Genomic DNA, 14890 nt, shown 5'->3' with positions numbered 1-14890 from the left:
GGGCCAGCAGCGGTCCGACGGGTGTCGATGACCCGGTGCGCGGCGGAGTGCGACACCCCGAACAGCGGACCGATCTGCCGCATGGTCAGGTTGGTACGCCAGTACGCGGCCACCAGCAGCACCCGGTCGGGCAGGTCGAGGGCCCACTGCCGGCCCGGCCGGCCGTCAGCGATGGCCTCCCCGCCACGTTCAGCGACCAGCCGGACCAGCCGGCGGAACTGGGCGGGCTGCAGGCCGGTGAACGGAAAGATCCACTCCGGCCGGGCTGAGGAGATCACCTGCATCAGGACATCTTCGATGATCGTCCTCAAGGGACACCTGCCGGGTTACGAGACGTCCCTTAGCCGGGTAGACGTCCGGCGAGGTCACTGTCTAGTCCCACCACCTGCTTGACGAATCCGTCCCAGCACATGCACGACAGTCGGCCTTGGTTCCTCGGTCGTCCTGGTTACAGTCGGTGACATCTGAGTGCCTGCGGGCGCACTCAAACTCAGGCAGAGAACGAACCATTGCCGCCAAGACGCCATGCACGAGGGGAAGGCCACCCAGCTCGCTGATCCGGACCCATGCGATGTCGTCATGCTCGTCAGGTGCACGGTTGATCGGAGAGCCAACCCAGTCTCCAATTTGCCAGACGCCCACGTGAACGGCGTCCTCACCACTGCCGTCATGCACGACGCCCAACCGTGAAGCGGACTCCGCCACAATGTGAACACCGAGCTCCTCGTGCATCTCACGCGCGAGGGCTTGTAGTTCCGACTCACCCGCTTCGACCTGCCCCCCGGGCAGATCCCAGACATCTGGGTATGCCCGTTTGGTCGGCCTGCGGTGTACTAGCAGGACCGCGCCGTTTTCAACGAGTGCGCCTGTGACGACGACATGCATGACGGGATTGGAGCACAGGGATAGGACAAGCTCGCTCCAGCCAAAGGGGACGCCCAGACGTCCGGATCTGCCGCGATCCGATCGCTACGGGGCGTGGCGGCCCATCGTCGGCGGTTCGGCCATGCCGCAATGCGCGCCCGTGTCGCGGGCCGTGAAGGCTTCCGCGGCACCCTTTGAGGATCATGTCGGGCATCAGGTGGGACGTGAGCGTCAAGCATGTCCCGTGACGGGACGCACGCCTGACACGCCGCACTGCCGAATTCCGCTCTATCAGATCAAGGCGGCCCGTAAAGCGGGCCGCGCCGGCCCGGCCCCGGCCTGCTGGCGACCTCCGGCCGGCATCGGCCGGGCCGGCCGGCCACCCTTGGGGACGACAGGACCTCGAAGACCTCGCGGCTCCGCCCCGGACCCCGGCCCTCCTCAGAGATCGGCCAGGGCGGATCACCTCGCCGGGCACCACAAGGGCTGCCAGCATTCCCGGACGGGGCCAAGGTCGTTCGTCCGGTAGGGCGCTCCACCTTGTCCGTCCGGGGAGGCTGGACGGTCTACGACTGCCGACGAGGAGATCCTGATACCCGCCGCTGTCAGAAGCTGCATAGCGCAAGCATGAAGTGAGTGAAGGCGAACCCTGCCAGCATTGACCGGCGCGGCGGGGCCGCACCAGGTGACGGCATTGCCGACCGATGGCAAACTCGCCGCATGATTGGGAGGGCTCATATGCGGCGGCGTTTCGGTTTCCAAGATCTTGCGGTTTGGTACCTCGCCGGCCTGATGACCGCTGGCGTCGCGGCCGTCATAGGCGCAGGGCTCACCGTGACCATCCTGAGCCGAAGTCGTGCCGGATGTCTCCAGATCAGGACTGGTGAGGGCGCAGGCACGTGGACGTGCCCCGATGGCATCGGTTACGCCGTACCAGCGATCTTGGGTGGCGGTACGGCCGCGCTAGGCGTTATCGCGCTGATAACCGTCGTGATCGGGTTGCGCGCCGACGCTGCGACCATCGCACGAATGTCTCGGCATCTCATGTGGCTCGTCCTGGGCTTAGCGCTTATTCCCGGGCTGGGCTGGCCGTTGGTGACGCTGCTGTCAGCCGGTAACGCCTACGGCCTGATCGGTTTGGCTGGAGTCGCCTTCACCGCCGTGCCACTGGTTGCCGCCTATCGTTGGCAGCGGGCAGTGCCAGCGATATTGGGTCTTTGCCTGTTGTTTCCCGTTACGGTAGCAATCTTGTGGCAGAAGCTGTTTCTGCTCCTTCCGTTCGCTGCGGCACTTAGTGGTGGATGGGTAATAGCTCTTTTTCTTTGGTGGTGGGCCAAGCGATTGCAGGGTCCCACAGCAGACCCAATCGACCTGGGCCTCTCGTAGGCAACTTCGCAGGGGCGGCTGAGGGTTCAGCGGTCCGCATAGCTGTGGCGGACTTTCCAGCAGGTCATGACGTAGTCGACTGATCGGCGCGGCTTGGCTGTACAGCCACCAGTACAGCCAAGTCAGGGGACGTACTCAGTCCGCAGTCGACCGAGAGCGACAGGACAAGCAGGCCAACGATGGTCACCGACGTCCGCCGACAGCAGTCTCGATCTATGCAAAGCTGGGGTCGGCGACTGTCTCGCCTCCTGGCTGTGAGCGGTCCGCATCTGGTCCGCAAGAGGTCGACGGACAGCGGGGAGCGGTGTGAGATGTCGAGAGGCATCTCCCCTGCTAGACCCTCATGTGCCGAGGTCGGCGGGGCAGGAAACTTGATCTCGTAATGCGTAGGTCGACGGTTCGATTCCGTCAGGCGGCTCCATGGAAAGGCCCAGGTCACCGGCTTGATCGTCGACCATGACCTGGGCCTTTCGCTTGCCATCGCGAGGGACACAGCCCGGCCGCAGTGCAGGGCGCCTGTCGGCCGGGCCGTACCGGACAGATCAGTAGACGGTCACGCCGTATGCGTTGGCCGCTTCGCGTACGGGCTGGTAGAACGTGGTGCCACCGGACCTGCAGTCACCGCTGCCCCCGGAGGTGATGCCGAGTGCCCTGGTGCCGTCGTAGAGCGGGCCGCCCGAGTCGCCGGGCTCGGCGCAGACGTTGGTCTGGATCATGCCACTCACGGTGCCGCCGCCCTTGCCGACGTAGCGGACCGAGGCGTTGAGCGCGGTGACGGTTCCGCTGTGAGTGCCGGTGGTGGAACCCGTGCGCTTGACCGACTCCCCGACATAGGCGTCCGCGACGGTGAACCCGCCCGGGTGGGTGAGCGAGGTGTTGTCGTAGCGGACCAGCGCGTAGTCGTTGCCCGGGAAACTGGAGCCGATGGTCGGGCCGATCAGAGTGGTCAGGCTGGAGTTGGTGTACCAGGTGTTGGCCACATTCCCGCAGTGCCCGGCGGTGAGGAAGTAGTAGGTGCTGCCGCTGACGACGTTGAAGCCGAGCGAGCAACGGTAGCCGCCGCCGTAGATGGCGTTACCGGCGGACAACAGGGGGGTGAAGACACCAGCTGCCCGCTCGATCCGGATCGCACCGGCCTTGGCGCCGGCAGTCTGCTTGATCTTCGCGATCTCGGCGCGGGAGACGCTGTCGTCGGCGGTCACGACGACCCGGCCGGATGTGACGTTGATGTGCCAGGCGATGCCCTCGACGCCCGAGCGTTGCACTGCGTCGTTCACCGCCGAGAGGTCGCTGGCGCTGTAGGTCTGAGGGGAGGCCGCCACGGCGGTCGGCGCGGCGAGTGCGGTGGTGACGACCACGCCGACGGTTACGGCGAACAGCTGGGCGGATCGGGCGACGCGACTGCGGGATGGGTTGCTGGTGATCCTCACTGACTCCTCCTCGGGAGCGATGGGACCGGATGGGTGAGGTCCCGTGACCCGTCGTCGGGGAACGCATCGCCTGGTAGTCGATGTCGTCCTCCCGACAGACGCTTGGGTCAGTATCGGCACGCATCTATCAGCCTGCAAGATGCATGTCGATGGGGAAACGTGCAGGTTATGAAACTACGGAGACGGGGGCCCGAGACCGGGTCAGGGTCGTCAGCGCAGCGTTGTCTGACTTCCACGATCGACATCATGCCGACGGCGGCGAATGGCACAGGGGAGGCCGGACGGCCTGGCGACTGCGCGACAAGGAGGTCCGCTTCCAGGCGAAGGGTGGCTGGAGGTTGGCTGCAGCGCCTGGTGCGTATGCGAGCTGCGCCAGGCACTCCGGCGTAGTTCCGTGATGAGTGCGAGGATCGCGGATATGAGGCCAACCAGGGGCCCATGGTGGCAGACAGCGAAGACGCCGAAGCAGGGCTTCATTCTGGGAGGCTTCTGGCTGTTCATGGCCGTGGGGTGGGTGGTCGTGGCCGCCGGACAGCCCGAGCCGTGGCCTTGGATCTGGGCCGCAGGGACAGCGGTCGCTGGAGTGGCCTACCTGGTGCCGGCCGTGCTGCTGCGCAGGCGGCAGCGCTCGGAGTCGCCCAGGTGATCGGCGTCCTGGCGCCTGATCTTGTGCGATAGCCCAGCTGACACTGCGGGGTCGTCGACGCCGAGGCGTGCCCGATCTGGGGCAGGCCGACGTCGGGCGTGAGGACTGCGGTCGGCGGCGGACCGCATGGTGACCGGGGGCCGCCTAGCCTGTTCCTGGCTCCGACGACGGAAGGTCCGTGATGCTCGACGACATGCGCGTCCTGCAGGATGCGGTGCAGGCCTACCGGGCGGCGGCATCGGCCACCGGCGTCCCCTGGCCCGAGAATGGCGACCGGAACGGCGGGCTGCTGCTCGATGCGCTGTGCCGGATCTTCGACGTGGACCACATCGCGGAACAACCGCTCTGGCTCATGTCCCAGGGCTTGCCGTACGAGCGGGTCCTGCCCGATGGCGGGTTCCCGCTGCAGTGGACCGACGCGAGCGAGTTGCTCGATTACCTTTCCGCCTCGGTCGGGACCCCCTTCCACTGGCGGCATCAACTGCCGCTGTTCCGTTTCGAGCACATCGTCTACACGTTCGTGCTCGCCGGCGACCACGAGGGAGAGATCTGGCGCTACCAGATCGACCCGGACGACTGGAACCCGCTTCGTGCCGCCCCCAGCCTGGCCGCGTTGTTCACCCACTGGACGAAAGGGTTCGGGGCAGACCTGTACGTTCGCTCGCCATACGACAGTTGGCTTCACGTGGGCGACGGTGAGCGCGACCCGGTCGATGTGCTCCTGGAATCAGCCACCGACCTCGACCCCTTCGCCTTCCCCGTGTTCCTCTCGTTGTACTCGCACGAGGATGTGATCCGTGCTCGGCAGCGCGAATGCGGCGTTGACACGGACCGCGTCGACCAGTTCGACTGCCACGAGGAATTGCTCGACGCCATCAGCGCGGCTGGGGCGTCCCTCCGCGGGTGAGCCGGCACTCGTTCGTCCAGTCGGCCGACTACGTCCGCTGCTCGCTCTTGACCGTCGGTGGTCCGCCGCGTCGCGCGCTGCGATCGTGCCGGGCCGTGCGGTCCGGGGACCGGAACGATCCCCGGACCGCCTTGACCTCACAGCGTGAGCTGGCTCCACGTGTGACCGCCGTCGGTGGTGCGGTACACCGCGGCTCCCGACCACGCCGGTCCACCCCAGACCACCACGCCGTGCGTGGCGTCCTGGAAGTCCAGGTCGAGCATCGGGAGCTGTACGTCGAGGATCGCCAGGGGCGTCTCCCACGTGACTCCGTTGTCGAAGCTGGCGTGCAGCCAGCTCGCGCCCGCACCGACGCCGGCCACGACCGCGGTGCCGGCCGAGGTCGTCGCGAACCCGGTCGTGATCCCCGTGCTGGGCGCGTACCCCAGCACGACGGGGGCCGCGCCGCCTGCCGACTCGACCAGCTGCTTCTCCATGTAGCCGCGCTCCGGTCTGAAGCTGCACAGGCCCTCGACGTCAGCGGGCCTGCTGCTGCTCAGCCGTACCGCGTCGTCCACCGAGCAGACCGGCTGTACCTCGGTCCAGCTACTGCCGTCGGCTGCCGACCACGTCCGGAGCGACGTGTGGATCACGCCGAGGGCGACGTGGGCGGCCGAACCGTGGGTGGCGATGTCCCACCCGCCGTCGCCCGGTACCGCGACGCCGGCCACCGGCTGCCAGTCGTCCGTGCCGAGGGGTGACGAGTAGAGCTGGGTGGTTTTGGTGCTTCCGACCCCGTAGGTGACGATCGCATAGGCGTACCGGTCGGTCGACGCCAGCTTCGAGATGCTGACCGAGCCGACAGCACCGGGCAGCCGCACGCGCCGCCACATGCCGGCGCCGTCGTGGGTGGCCAGGAGAACCTGGCCGTCGGTGGTCCACCCGTCGAGCTTGTTGGCGAAGTGGATCTTCGTCTGGTCGGGGGTGGACGGCACCCGTGGGGCGGTGTGCTGCTGCCAGGTCTGCGCGGCGTCCGACGTGCTGACCACGATCGGGCACGAACCGGCTCGGCACGGCGCGAAGCCCAGCACCCAGCCGTCGGTGGCGCTGGTCCACGAGGTGGACGTGGGAGCGAAGCCGGTCGGTACGCCGGCGGTGGCCACCGTGGTCGCGGTCGCCGCCGGTGCCCCGTCGGTCGTGCTCGCCGACGCGACGGACGGAGCCACCAGCACGGCGAGGGCCGCCGCCGTGCCGACGGACGCTGACAACCGGGAGTACCACGATCTGCTGGTTGGTGGTGTGCCAACGACGGCGGTGGGTTTCACGCTATCTCCAACCTTGATGCTCAAGCCGGTGAGGGACACGGTCGTGAGTGAAGGGAACTGGTCACCTTCGGCCCGGGCAATGGTTGGCGGCCGGCACGTTGGTGCCATGGCGCACATCGGCCACGATCCGGTCAGGGCATCCGGGACGACCGCCCCTGGGCGTCGTGGCGAAATCGAGCGTGGCGGTTGGCCTCGGCGAAAGGTCCGGCCCAAAGTCGGTCGACGGTCGCGGCCTTCGCTGCTTGACTCCACCGGGTGATCGCCGAGCAGAGGCTGCGTCGGTGCCTGGCCGACGCATGGGACTCGCCGACCCGGAGGTGCAGCCGCACCACGGTGGCATGAACTCCGCAACCTGGTTCGTCACGGTCGGAGACGAGCGTTGGGTCGCCAAGGCCGTCGTGCCCGGCGCCCGTCGGTCCCTCGTGGGCGGGCTCACGGTCGCCGGCCACGTCGCGGCGGCGGGGATCCCGGCGGGCGCTTCGGTGATGACCACGAAGGGGGAGTCCGTCGCCGATGTCGACGGCATTCCGCTCGCGCTGCTGCGTTGGGTCGACGGAGAGGAACTGTCCGGCCGTACCCTCGATGATCAGCGCTTGATCGGTCGGACCCTCGGCCGGGTGCATCGGGTGTTGCGCGATGTGCCCGTCGCGCGCGCCGACCGGTTCCACTGGTTGGATCTCCAGGCCACGCACCTGGCGCTCCGTCCCTGGATCCGGCCGTCGGTCGCGGCCGCCGTGGCCGCGTACGAAGCGCTGGATCCATCGACTCTCTCGTGGGGCCTGTTGCACACCGACCCCGCTCCCGAGGCGTTTCGACTGAACCGGCGGACCGGGATCTGCGGCCTGATCGACTGGAGCGTGGCGACCATTGGTCCGCTGCTCTACGACCTTGCCTCCGCGGTGATGTACGTCGGCGGTCCTCGCCAGGCCGAATGCCTGATCGAGGCGTATCTGGCGAGCCGGACACTCACCCGGGCCGAGGTGGAGTACGGGTTGTCGACGATGCTGCGCTTGCGCTGGGCGGTGCAGGCCGACTACTTCGCCCGCCGGCTCGCCGTCGGCGACCTGACCGGCATCAGCGGCATCGAGGAGAACGAGAAGGGCCTGGCAGACGCCCGCCGACGGCTGGGCGGCTCAGCCGGTCACGTCGACTGAGCGCACAGGGAAGAGGAAGCAGACTGGCCTGGCTAACCCCGCCACTGCTCGGCGAGCAGGCCGTAGATCAGCGTGTCCGTCCACTCGCCCTTGGTCCAGTGGTCCCGGCGCAGGTGTGCCTCCCTGACCATGCCCACCCGCTCACACAACCGCGCCGACGCCTCGTTGCGCACATCGACATGAGCGATGACCCGGTGCATCCCACACTGCGCGAAGGCCACGTCGATGACCGCGCGAACCGCCTCCGTGGCGAACCCGCGGCCGGAGACCGCCGGGTGGAAGGCCCACCCCAGCTCGCCGTGGGACAGCGTGTCGTCGGCCGGCCACAGGATCACATCGCCGACGACCTCGCCCTCGTGCTCCGCCACCACCGCCAGACGGGACTCCGGCCCGGTGATCCCTGTGCTGCTGAGCCGCCTGGTGACCACCGTGGTGGCGAACTCCCGCGACCACGGCTCCCACGGGATGTAGCGGGCGACGAGCGGGTCGCTGTAGTACGCGAGCAGGGCATCCACGTCGTCGATCCGGTACCGGCGGAGCAACAGTCGCTCGGTACGGATCGGCAGTGCCAGCTCAGACATGCCGCCCAGTATCAGCTCGCCGAACTGACGGCGCGGACCCGGGGCGCGAGCGGCCGGCACGCGAGCCGGCGCTCCGCGTACAGTCTCCGCTCATGGTCGACACCGATGATGCCGCTCCCGGCTGGGCCGCTATCGACGCCGCGCTCGACCAGCTCTATCCGGGCGTCGAGCCGAAGCACTACGGCACCCTCATCAAGTGGGCGCTCGGCGGGCCCGATCCGCTGGACGGCCTGAGCGTCTACCCGCGGGCCGACCACTGGCACTTCGTCAGCTACGGAATGTCGGAGCTGTACGCGAAGGAGTCCGACAACGCCGACGAGTCGGGCTGGGGGTTCGAGTTCACCTTCCGGGTCGCCCGGACGGCCGCCGAGAGCGATCCGCCGATGTGGGCGGCGAACTTCCTGCAGAACCTCGCCCGCTACGTCTTCCACTCCGGCAACCCGTTCGGGCCCGGTCACCATCTCGACCTCAACGGCCCGATCTCGCTGGCGGAGCCCGACACGGCCATCCGGGCGATTGCGTTCGCCGACGACCCCGAGCTCGGTGTGATCGACACTCCGCACGGCCGGCTCCGGTTCCTGCAGATCGTCGGGCTGACACTCGACGAGTACTCGGCGATCGAACGCTGGGACGCCGAGGGCCTGCTCGCGGCCATGGCGCCGAGCCTGCCCCTGCTCGTCACCGACCTCCGTCGCGGCAACCTCACCGACGAACCCGGCATCGCCACCGCCGTCGAGGAGGGCGTCCGGCGGGACGGGTCCTCCACCGGCTCGCTCTTCGTCCAGGATGCCGGCTGGCGGATGGCGAAGAGCGGCTGGGCGCGCCGGAAGCTGACGACCACGGTGACCATCGGGGCGAACGCGGCTGAGCGGATCGGCCGGGTGCTGCGAGCGCGCCTGCCGTTCGGCCGTGGGCTGCTCATCGAGGCGCAGAACGGCAGCGTCGGGTTCCGGCCCGGCGAGCAGGTGGCCGTCACCGACGCCGGCGACGGATTCCTCGAGATCGAGCTCCCGCCGGCGGTGCTCCCGGAACTGATCCAGGTGCTGCGGCCGGTGGCCGGGACGTACCACCTGGCGAGCGCACCGGAGCTGGTCGTCGAGATCGTCCGGTCGCAGATCCGCGACCAGGAGGGCGCCGTCGTCGCCGAGGTCGGCTAGGCGGCAGCGCGCGTGACGCCGCGGGGTCGCCGGGGGTACGCGGACCCGCCTAGGCTTCCATCGTGGACTGGTCGGCTCTGGGCGCAACGATCCTCACCCTCGCCGTCGGCGCGCTGATCGGCCTCGTTCCGTCCCTGCTGGTCGAGCGGCGCAAGGAGAAGCGCGAGCTGGCGACCCGCTGGGACGCCCCGCTCTACGAGCTGAGCGTCGAGTTCGCGTCCACGGTCCGGGTCTTTCGCCACCTGGTCGCCCGGATGACGGGCGCGCCGGATCCCGCCGCCCAGCACGACCGCACGGAGGAGGAGCGGCAGCGGCTGCTTGCCCTGCTGGAGCAGATCCGCCTGGTCGGCGACGAGCGGGTCCAGCGCGCCGCCCGGATGGTGGTACGCCATTCCTGGGCGGTGCTCCGCGTCGCCGAGGGCCACGAGGACACCCGGGCGGCGGAGTTCGGCGGGATGCCGCCGGAGACCAGGCTCAGCACCTCGCTGCACGAGTTCATCCGCGCGGTGCGGGTGCAGCTGCGGGTGCCCGACCCGGAACGCATCGCCTCGGACGAGCCCGACGACTGGCCGGAGCTGACCGACGGTCAGCGGCGGTTCCGCATCGGCCTGCCGCCCCGCTGACGGCCCTGTCGGGTGCCCGCCCCTAGCTCGCGTACAACGAGTTCAGGTATTCCGGGCCGTAGCGGCGCTCCAGGTCGGCGAGGCTCTCCGCGGTGTTCTCGACCTCCTTGATCAGCCGGGCCCGCGTCGCAGCACGTCCGGCTGCCAGGTCTCCGGCTTCCACAGCTCGGAGCGGAGGAACGCCTTGGAACAGTGGTAGAAGATCTGCTCGACCTGGACCTCGACCGCGAGGATCGGCCGGTGCCCCTTGACCACCATGTCGTCGAAGTACGGCGCGTCCCGCAGCAGCCGCGCCCGGCCGTTGATCCGCAGGGTGTCGGTCCGGCCCGGGATCAGGAAGATCAGGCCGACGTGCGGGTTGTCCAGGATGTTGCGGTAGCCGTCGGCCCGCCGGTTGCCCGGCCGTTCCGGGATGGCCAGGGTCGTCTCGTCCAGCACCTTGGCGAAGCCGGCCGGGTCGCCCTTGGGCGAGACGTCGCAGCTGCCGTCCGCCCCCGCCGTCGCGATCAGGCAGAACGGCGAGGCGGCCAGCCACTGCCGGTCCCGTTCGTGCAGCACGACGCGTTCCTTGGCGACCGCCCGGGGCATTGCCGCCCCCAGCAGGTCACGCAGCTCCTCGTGCGAGGTGATCTCCACCGTCACGTCCGCCTCCCCCGTGCGTTGACCCCGGTGGCGGCCCGGCCGGACGCCGACCGCCGTCCGTCAGCCTAGGCGGGCGTGGCGAGCGCGAGGTTTGCCCACCGGAGCGGCGGGTACGGGCTCAAACAGCGCCCCCCGAGCCGAGCAGTGGAGGCCCACCATGGAGAGCCGTCTGAAGGTGCTCGGGCACCCCGTGCACCCGATGCTGGTGATGTTCCCGGTGGCGCTCCTGGTCGTCGGCACGCTCTTCGACATCGTCGACACCGTCGGCGGCCCCGACTTCCTCGGCGAGGTGGCGTACTGGAACATCACGGTCGGCCTGGTCGCGGCCTGCTGGCCGCCGCGGCCGGGACGTTCGACCTGCTCGCCATCCCGGCCGGCACCCGCGCCAAGCGGGTGGCGCTCACCCACGCCGCCGCGAACGTGGCGGTCATCCTGCTCTTCGCCGCCGTCTGGGCGGTCCGGCTCAACGCCGACTCCCGGGCGGCCGGCGGCGCGCTGATCGCCATCGAGGTGGTCGGGGTGGCCATCCTCGGCGTCAGCGCCTGGCTCGGTGGTGAGTTGGTCGACCGGCTCGGCGTCGGAGTGGACCGGGAGGCCGGCCTCGACGCCCCCAGCTCACTGCGGCCCCCGGCGGCCACCCAGCGGATCGGAGACGTGCGATGACGGAACAGCCCGGCGGTTTCGGCCGCGGATGGCGGGGTCGGCAGCAGGGCTGGGACCCGATGGGGGAGCTCCAGTCGCTGCGGTCGGAGCTGAGCCGGCTGGTCGGCGGCCGGGGTGGCTCGTCGGACGTCGAGCTGACCGAGACCGCCGACGGCTGGGAGGTGGTCGTCCGGCTGCCCGGTGTGGCGCCCGAGGAGGTCGCCGTCGAGCTGGACGAGCGGGAGTTGTGCGTGCGCGCCCGCTCCGAGGCGGAGGTCAACGCCGACCAGGGCATCCCGGGCGGCTTCGAGACCCGCGGCTTCGAGTACCGGATCGACCTGCCGTCCCGGGTGGCCCCGGACGCCATCGACGCGGTGATGGACCACGGCCTGCTGCGGGTCCGCCTGCCCCGGGCGAAGCGGGCCGTGCCGCGCACCATCACCGTCGGCCGCGCCGGCCACCGCGGCGGTCCGGCCGCCGCTGGTGCGGGCAGACTCGCCGATCCGGCGGCGGACCGGGAGATGCACCATCCGGACCTCACCGCCGATGAGATCGACCGGCCGTAGCGTTCGGGTGGCCATCGCGTCCCTGCTCGGCCCGGTCGGCGAGCGCGTGCCCGACGTGCGGCGCATCGCCGTGCTGCGCGCCAACGCGCTCGGCGACTTCATCTTCACGTTGCCCGCGCTGGAGTCGCTGCGGGCCGCGTACCCGGAGGCGGAGATCGTGCTGCTCGGCGCGCCGTGGCACGCGAAGCTCTGGCGCGACCGGCCCGGCCCGGTGGACCGGGTGCTGGTCGTCCCGCCGGCCCCCGGCATCCGCGACCCCGGCCCGGACGAGCCGCCCGCGCCCATGGACGACTTCCTGGAGCGGACCGCCAAGGAGGGCATCGACCTGGCGGTGCAGGTGCACGGCGGCGGGGCGAACTCGAACCCGCTGATGAGCCGGCTCGGCGCCCGGGTCACCGCCGGGCTGCGCGCCGAGGACGCGCCGCCGCTGGACCGGTGGATCCGGTACGTCTACTACCAGCACGAGGTGATCCGCTACCTGGAGGTGGTCGCCCTGGTCGGCGCGCCGGCCACCACCGTCATCCCCGCGCTGGCGGTCACCGACGCGGACCGGGCCGAGGCGCTGGCGGTGCTCGGCGAGCCGGACCGGCCCCGGGTGGCGCTGCACCCGGGGGCCACCGACACCCGCCGGCGCTGGCCCGCCGGGCGCTTCGGCGAGGTCGCCCGGTCGCTGCACGGCGACGGGTACGAGGTGCTGGTCACCGGCACCCCCGCCGAGCGGGAACTGGTCGACGCGGTGGTGGTGGCGGCCGGCGTGCCGGTCCGCCCGCAGGTCGGCACGCTCAGCCTCGGCGGTCTGGCCGCCGCGTACGCCGGGTGTGAGCTGGTCGTCTCCAACGACACCGGCCCGCTGCACCTGGCCGGCGCGGTCGGCACCTCGACGGTCGGCATCTACTGGCTGGGCAACCTGATCAACGGGGCGACGCCGCTGCGCGCCCGACACCGGCCGATCGCCTCCTGGACCACGCACTGCCCGGTCTGCGGCGTGGACTGCACCCCGGGGATCTACCCGCACCGGCCCGGCGACGGCGAGTGCCCGCACCGGGACTCGTTCGTCACCGACGTGCCGGTGGTGGAGGTGCTGGAGGCAGCCGCCGAGCTGCTCCGCCCGGAACCGGGCGCACCGCGCTGACCTGCCGGAACGGCCCGGTTCAGGCCGGTTGCGGGGTGTCGGAGTCGGCGAGCACGACCTCCCAGGCCTCCACCTCGCGCTCGGTGACCGTGGTCGGCGACTCCAGGTGGTACGCCCCGCTGGGCAGCACGCCGGCGCCGCCGTGGCGCGCCATCACGGCGAGCTGCGCGGCGACGTCCTCGCCCTGGTGGCGCTCGTGCACCCGCTGCCAGAAGTCGAAGCCCCCGGAGTCGACCAGCGCCGCCCGGTCGTAGAGCACGCAACCGCCGATCCAGGAGACCTTGTACGCCCGCCACGCGCCCGGCGGCAGGTCCAGCTTGCGCGTCACGTGCAGCAGGTTCGCCGCCGGGTGGATCGACGCCCGCTGCCACTGCGGGGTGTCCGGCCGGATCCGCTCGGGCACGACGGGGCCGTCCCACTCCTCGTAGTGGGCGTGGGTCTCCGGGCGCACGTCGTCGGCGTACGACAGGCCGTGCACCGCGTTGCCGACGAAGCCGCAGCCCAGCTCGCCGATCGCGGTGACCAGCCGGTGCAGGGTGCCCGGCTCCAGCCAGACGTCGTCGTCGAGGCAGAGCACGTACCGCGCCGCCGACCGGCCCAGCAGGTACGCGCGGTGTTCGGCCAGCCCGCGCCGGGGCAGCCGGCGGGTCAGCAGCACCGGGTGCCCCCGGTGGCGCAGTGCCCGGGCCATGGTGGCCGCGGCCGGGTGCGTGTACGCCGGCTCGCCGTCGGACTGGTCGCTGACCACCACCCCGAATCCGGGCACGCCCTCCTGGGCGGCCAGCCCGGAGAGGGTGACGGCCAGTTCGGCGGGACGGTTGCGGGTCGGGATCAGCACGTCGAGCTGCCGGGGTCGGCGGAACTCCTCGGCGCTGCCGAGGTCGAGCGGTCGGTTCACGCCGACCTGCCCATCCGCTGCGGGGCTCCGGACTGCGGCGACCGGGTGGACTGCGTCGACCGGGTGGACTGCGTCGACCGGGTGGACTGCGGCGACCGGGTCGGCTGCGGCGACGCGGTCGCCTGGGCGCGGATCCGTTCGATGATCGCCGAGGTGGAGCGGTCCGGCACGTACCCGAGGGTGCGGACCTGACCGCCGAGCCGGCGCACCAGCGGCGCCTCCGGCACCATCTCCGGCGGATAGTCGCCGCCCTTGACGTACACGTCGGGCCGGACGGTCTCGATCAGCGCGGCCGGCGAGTCCTCCTCGAAGACCACCACATGGTCCACACAGGACAGCGCGGCGAGCAGGGCGATCCGGTCCTCCACCGGGTTGACCGGCCGGTCCGGGCCCTTGAGCCGGCGGACGCTGCCGTCGGAGTTGACCGCCACCACCAGCAGGTCGCCCAGCGCGCGGGCCTGCTCCAGGTAGCGCACGTGCCCCGGGTGCAGCACGTCGAAGCAGCCGTTGGTGAAGACGATCGAGCGGCCGGCGCGCCGGTGGTCGCCGACGATCGCGGCCAGCTCGGCCGTGCCGACCAGCGTCGGGTGGGCCGTACCGTCCGCGGTGGTGCCGAGTGCGGCGAGCAGGTCCTCCCGGCGGCAGACGCAGGTGCCGGTGTCCGACACGGTGATGGTCGCGGCGAGCTGGGCCAGCTGGGCCGCGGTCGGCAGCGGAGCGTCGGCCGCCAGGGCCAGGGTCATCGCCGCCAGGTACGCGTCCCCGGCGCCGACCGCGTGGCTGGCCGGTACGGGTGTGCTGTGGCTGCGCCGGGGCTCGCCGTCGGCCCCGCCGACCACCGCCCCCTCGGTGTCCAGGGTCACCGCCACCACGTCCGCGCCGGTGTGCTCGCGCAGCTCCTCCAGCCGCGACTCGGCCAGCACCGCCCGGTCGACGCCGTCGCCGGCGGCGGTGTTCA

The 14890-nt window shown here is 70.7% G+C and carries 13 protein-coding genes and 3 pseudogenes; 8 read left to right on the top strand and 8 right to left on the bottom strand.

Features of this window, described 5'->3' with window-relative positions; all coding sequences use genetic code 11:
• Both JNW89_RS11145 and JNW89_RS11140 read right to left on the bottom strand, forming a co-directional pair.
• Positions 1–284 (bottom strand): annotated as a pseudogene (locus JNW89_RS11145) (transposase family protein); the annotation flags it as partial.
• Positions 285–372: 88 nt separating this feature from the next.
• Positions 373–885: an NUDIX domain-containing protein gene (locus JNW89_RS11140; protein ID WP_238448831.1), complete on the bottom strand. Its 513-nt coding sequence runs from the start codon at positions 883–885 to the stop codon at positions 373–375.
• Between the two features lie 615 nt (positions 886–1500).
• On the opposite strand from JNW89_RS11140, the gene JNW89_RS11135 reads away from it, so the two are divergent.
• Complete coding sequence (locus tag JNW89_RS11135) at positions 1501–2250, top strand: hypothetical protein (RefSeq protein ID WP_238448830.1); 750 nt, start codon at positions 1501–1503, stop codon at positions 2248–2250.
• Positions 2251–2792: 542 nt separating this feature from the next.
• Here the strand turns inward: JNW89_RS11135 and JNW89_RS11130 are convergent.
• Positions 2793–3680, bottom strand: a complete 888-nt coding sequence (locus tag JNW89_RS11130) for a S1 family peptidase (RefSeq protein ID WP_238448829.1) — start codon at positions 3678–3680, stop codon at positions 2793–2795.
• Positions 3681–4507: 827 nt separating this feature from the next.
• Between JNW89_RS11130 and JNW89_RS11125 the strand changes: the two genes are divergently transcribed.
• A complete protein-coding gene (locus tag JNW89_RS11125; RefSeq protein ID WP_238448828.1) occupies positions 4508–5233 on the top strand; it encodes a hypothetical protein in 726 nt (241 codons plus the stop codon).
• Positions 5234–5370: 137 nt separating this feature from the next.
• Here the strand turns inward: JNW89_RS11125 and JNW89_RS11120 are convergent, their stop codons facing one another.
• Complete coding sequence (locus JNW89_RS11120) at positions 5371–6480, bottom strand: hypothetical protein (protein WP_238448827.1); 1110 nt, start codon at positions 6478–6480, stop codon at positions 5371–5373.
• Positions 6481–6833: 353 nt separating this feature from the next.
• On the opposite strand from JNW89_RS11120, the gene JNW89_RS11115 reads away from it, so the two are divergent.
• On the top strand, positions 6834–7691 hold the full coding sequence (locus JNW89_RS11115; protein WP_255540675.1) for a phosphotransferase enzyme family protein: 858 nt from the start codon (positions 6834–6836) through the stop codon (positions 7689–7691).
• 32 nt (positions 7692–7723) lie between these two features.
• Here the strand turns inward: JNW89_RS11115 and JNW89_RS11110 are convergent, their stop codons facing one another.
• Entirely contained in the window at positions 7724–8272 is a 549-nt protein-coding gene (locus tag JNW89_RS11110; protein WP_238448826.1) for a GNAT family N-acetyltransferase, read from the bottom strand.
• 92 nt (positions 8273–8364) lie between these two features.
• Between JNW89_RS11110 and JNW89_RS11105 the strand changes: the two genes are divergently transcribed.
• Together JNW89_RS11105 and JNW89_RS11100 are read left to right on the top strand one after the other, a co-directional pair.
• On the top strand, positions 8365–9429 hold the full coding sequence (locus JNW89_RS11105) for a suppressor of fused domain protein (RefSeq protein ID WP_238448825.1): 1065 nt from the start codon (positions 8365–8367) through the stop codon (positions 9427–9429).
• Positions 9430–9491: 62 nt separating this feature from the next.
• Complete coding sequence (locus tag JNW89_RS11100; protein ID WP_238448824.1) at positions 9492–10052, top strand: hypothetical protein; 561 nt, start codon at positions 9492–9494, stop codon at positions 10050–10052.
• A gap of 22 nt (positions 10053–10074) precedes the next feature.
• On the opposite strand, the pseudogene JNW89_RS11095 reads toward JNW89_RS11100, so the two are convergent.
• Positions 10075–10694 (bottom strand): annotated as a pseudogene (locus JNW89_RS11095) (pyridoxamine 5'-phosphate oxidase family protein).
• Between the two features lie 157 nt (positions 10695–10851).
• Between JNW89_RS11095 and JNW89_RS11090 the strand changes: the two are divergent.
• The 3 genes and pseudogenes from JNW89_RS11090 to JNW89_RS11080 all read left to right on the top strand — a co-directional run bounded on the left by JNW89_RS11090 (position 10852) and on the right by JNW89_RS11080 (position 13034).
• A pseudogene (locus tag JNW89_RS11090) lies at positions 10852–11357 on the top strand (DUF2231 domain-containing protein).
• On the top strand, positions 11354–11902 hold the full coding sequence (locus JNW89_RS11085; RefSeq protein WP_238448823.1) for an Hsp20/alpha crystallin family protein: 549 nt from the start codon (positions 11354–11356) through the stop codon (positions 11900–11902). The pseudogene JNW89_RS11090 and the gene JNW89_RS11085 overlap by 4 nt, the downstream one beginning before the upstream one ends.
• Complete coding sequence (locus JNW89_RS11080) at positions 11883–13034, top strand: glycosyltransferase family 9 protein (RefSeq protein ID WP_375155079.1); 1152 nt, start codon at positions 11883–11885, stop codon at positions 13032–13034. Before JNW89_RS11085 ends, JNW89_RS11080 begins: the two co-directional genes overlap by 20 nt.
• Before the next feature lie 19 nt (positions 13035–13053).
• Here the strand turns inward: JNW89_RS11080 and JNW89_RS11075 are convergent, their stop codons facing one another.
• A complete protein-coding gene (locus JNW89_RS11075; protein ID WP_179802820.1) occupies positions 13054–13932 on the bottom strand; it encodes a glycosyltransferase in 879 nt (292 codons plus the stop codon).
• Positions 13929–14890, bottom strand: a 962-nt coding sequence (rfaE2, locus tag JNW89_RS11070; protein WP_238448821.1) for a D-glycero-beta-D-manno-heptose 1-phosphate adenylyltransferase, incomplete at its 5' end; no start/stop codon positions are given. The genes rfaE2 and JNW89_RS11075, both read right to left, overlap by 4 nt.

This window comes from Micromonospora sp. 4G55, from assembly GCF_016803375.1.
Note: the sequence above shows the minus strand (reverse complement) of the source record. Positions and strands in the feature narration are given on the sequence as shown.

Excerpts from the sequence above, each read along its gene's own strand:
- JNW89_RS11115 (WP_255540675.1), top strand. The coding sequence starts at position 6,834 with ATGGGACTCGCCGACCCGGAGGTGCAGCCGCACCACGGTGGCATGAAC.
- JNW89_RS11085 (WP_238448823.1), top strand. The coding sequence starts at position 11,354 with ATGACGGAACAGCCCGGCGGTTTCGGCCGCGGATGGCGGGGTCGGCAG.
- JNW89_RS11140 (WP_238448831.1), bottom strand. The coding sequence starts at position 885 with ATGCATGTCGTCGTCACAGGCGCACTCGTTGAAAACGGCGCGGTCCTG.
- JNW89_RS11125 (WP_238448828.1), top strand. The coding sequence starts at position 4,508 with ATGCTCGACGACATGCGCGTCCTGCAGGATGCGGTGCAGGCCTACCGG.
- JNW89_RS11110 (WP_238448826.1), bottom strand. The coding sequence starts at position 8,272 with ATGTCTGAGCTGGCACTGCCGATCCGTACCGAGCGACTGTTGCTCCGC.
- JNW89_RS11080 (WP_375155079.1), top strand. The coding sequence starts at position 11,883 with ATGAGATCGACCGGCCGTAGCGTTCGGGTGGCCATCGCGTCCCTGCTC.
- JNW89_RS11105 (WP_238448825.1), top strand. The coding sequence starts at position 8,365 with ATGGTCGACACCGATGATGCCGCTCCCGGCTGGGCCGCTATCGACGCC.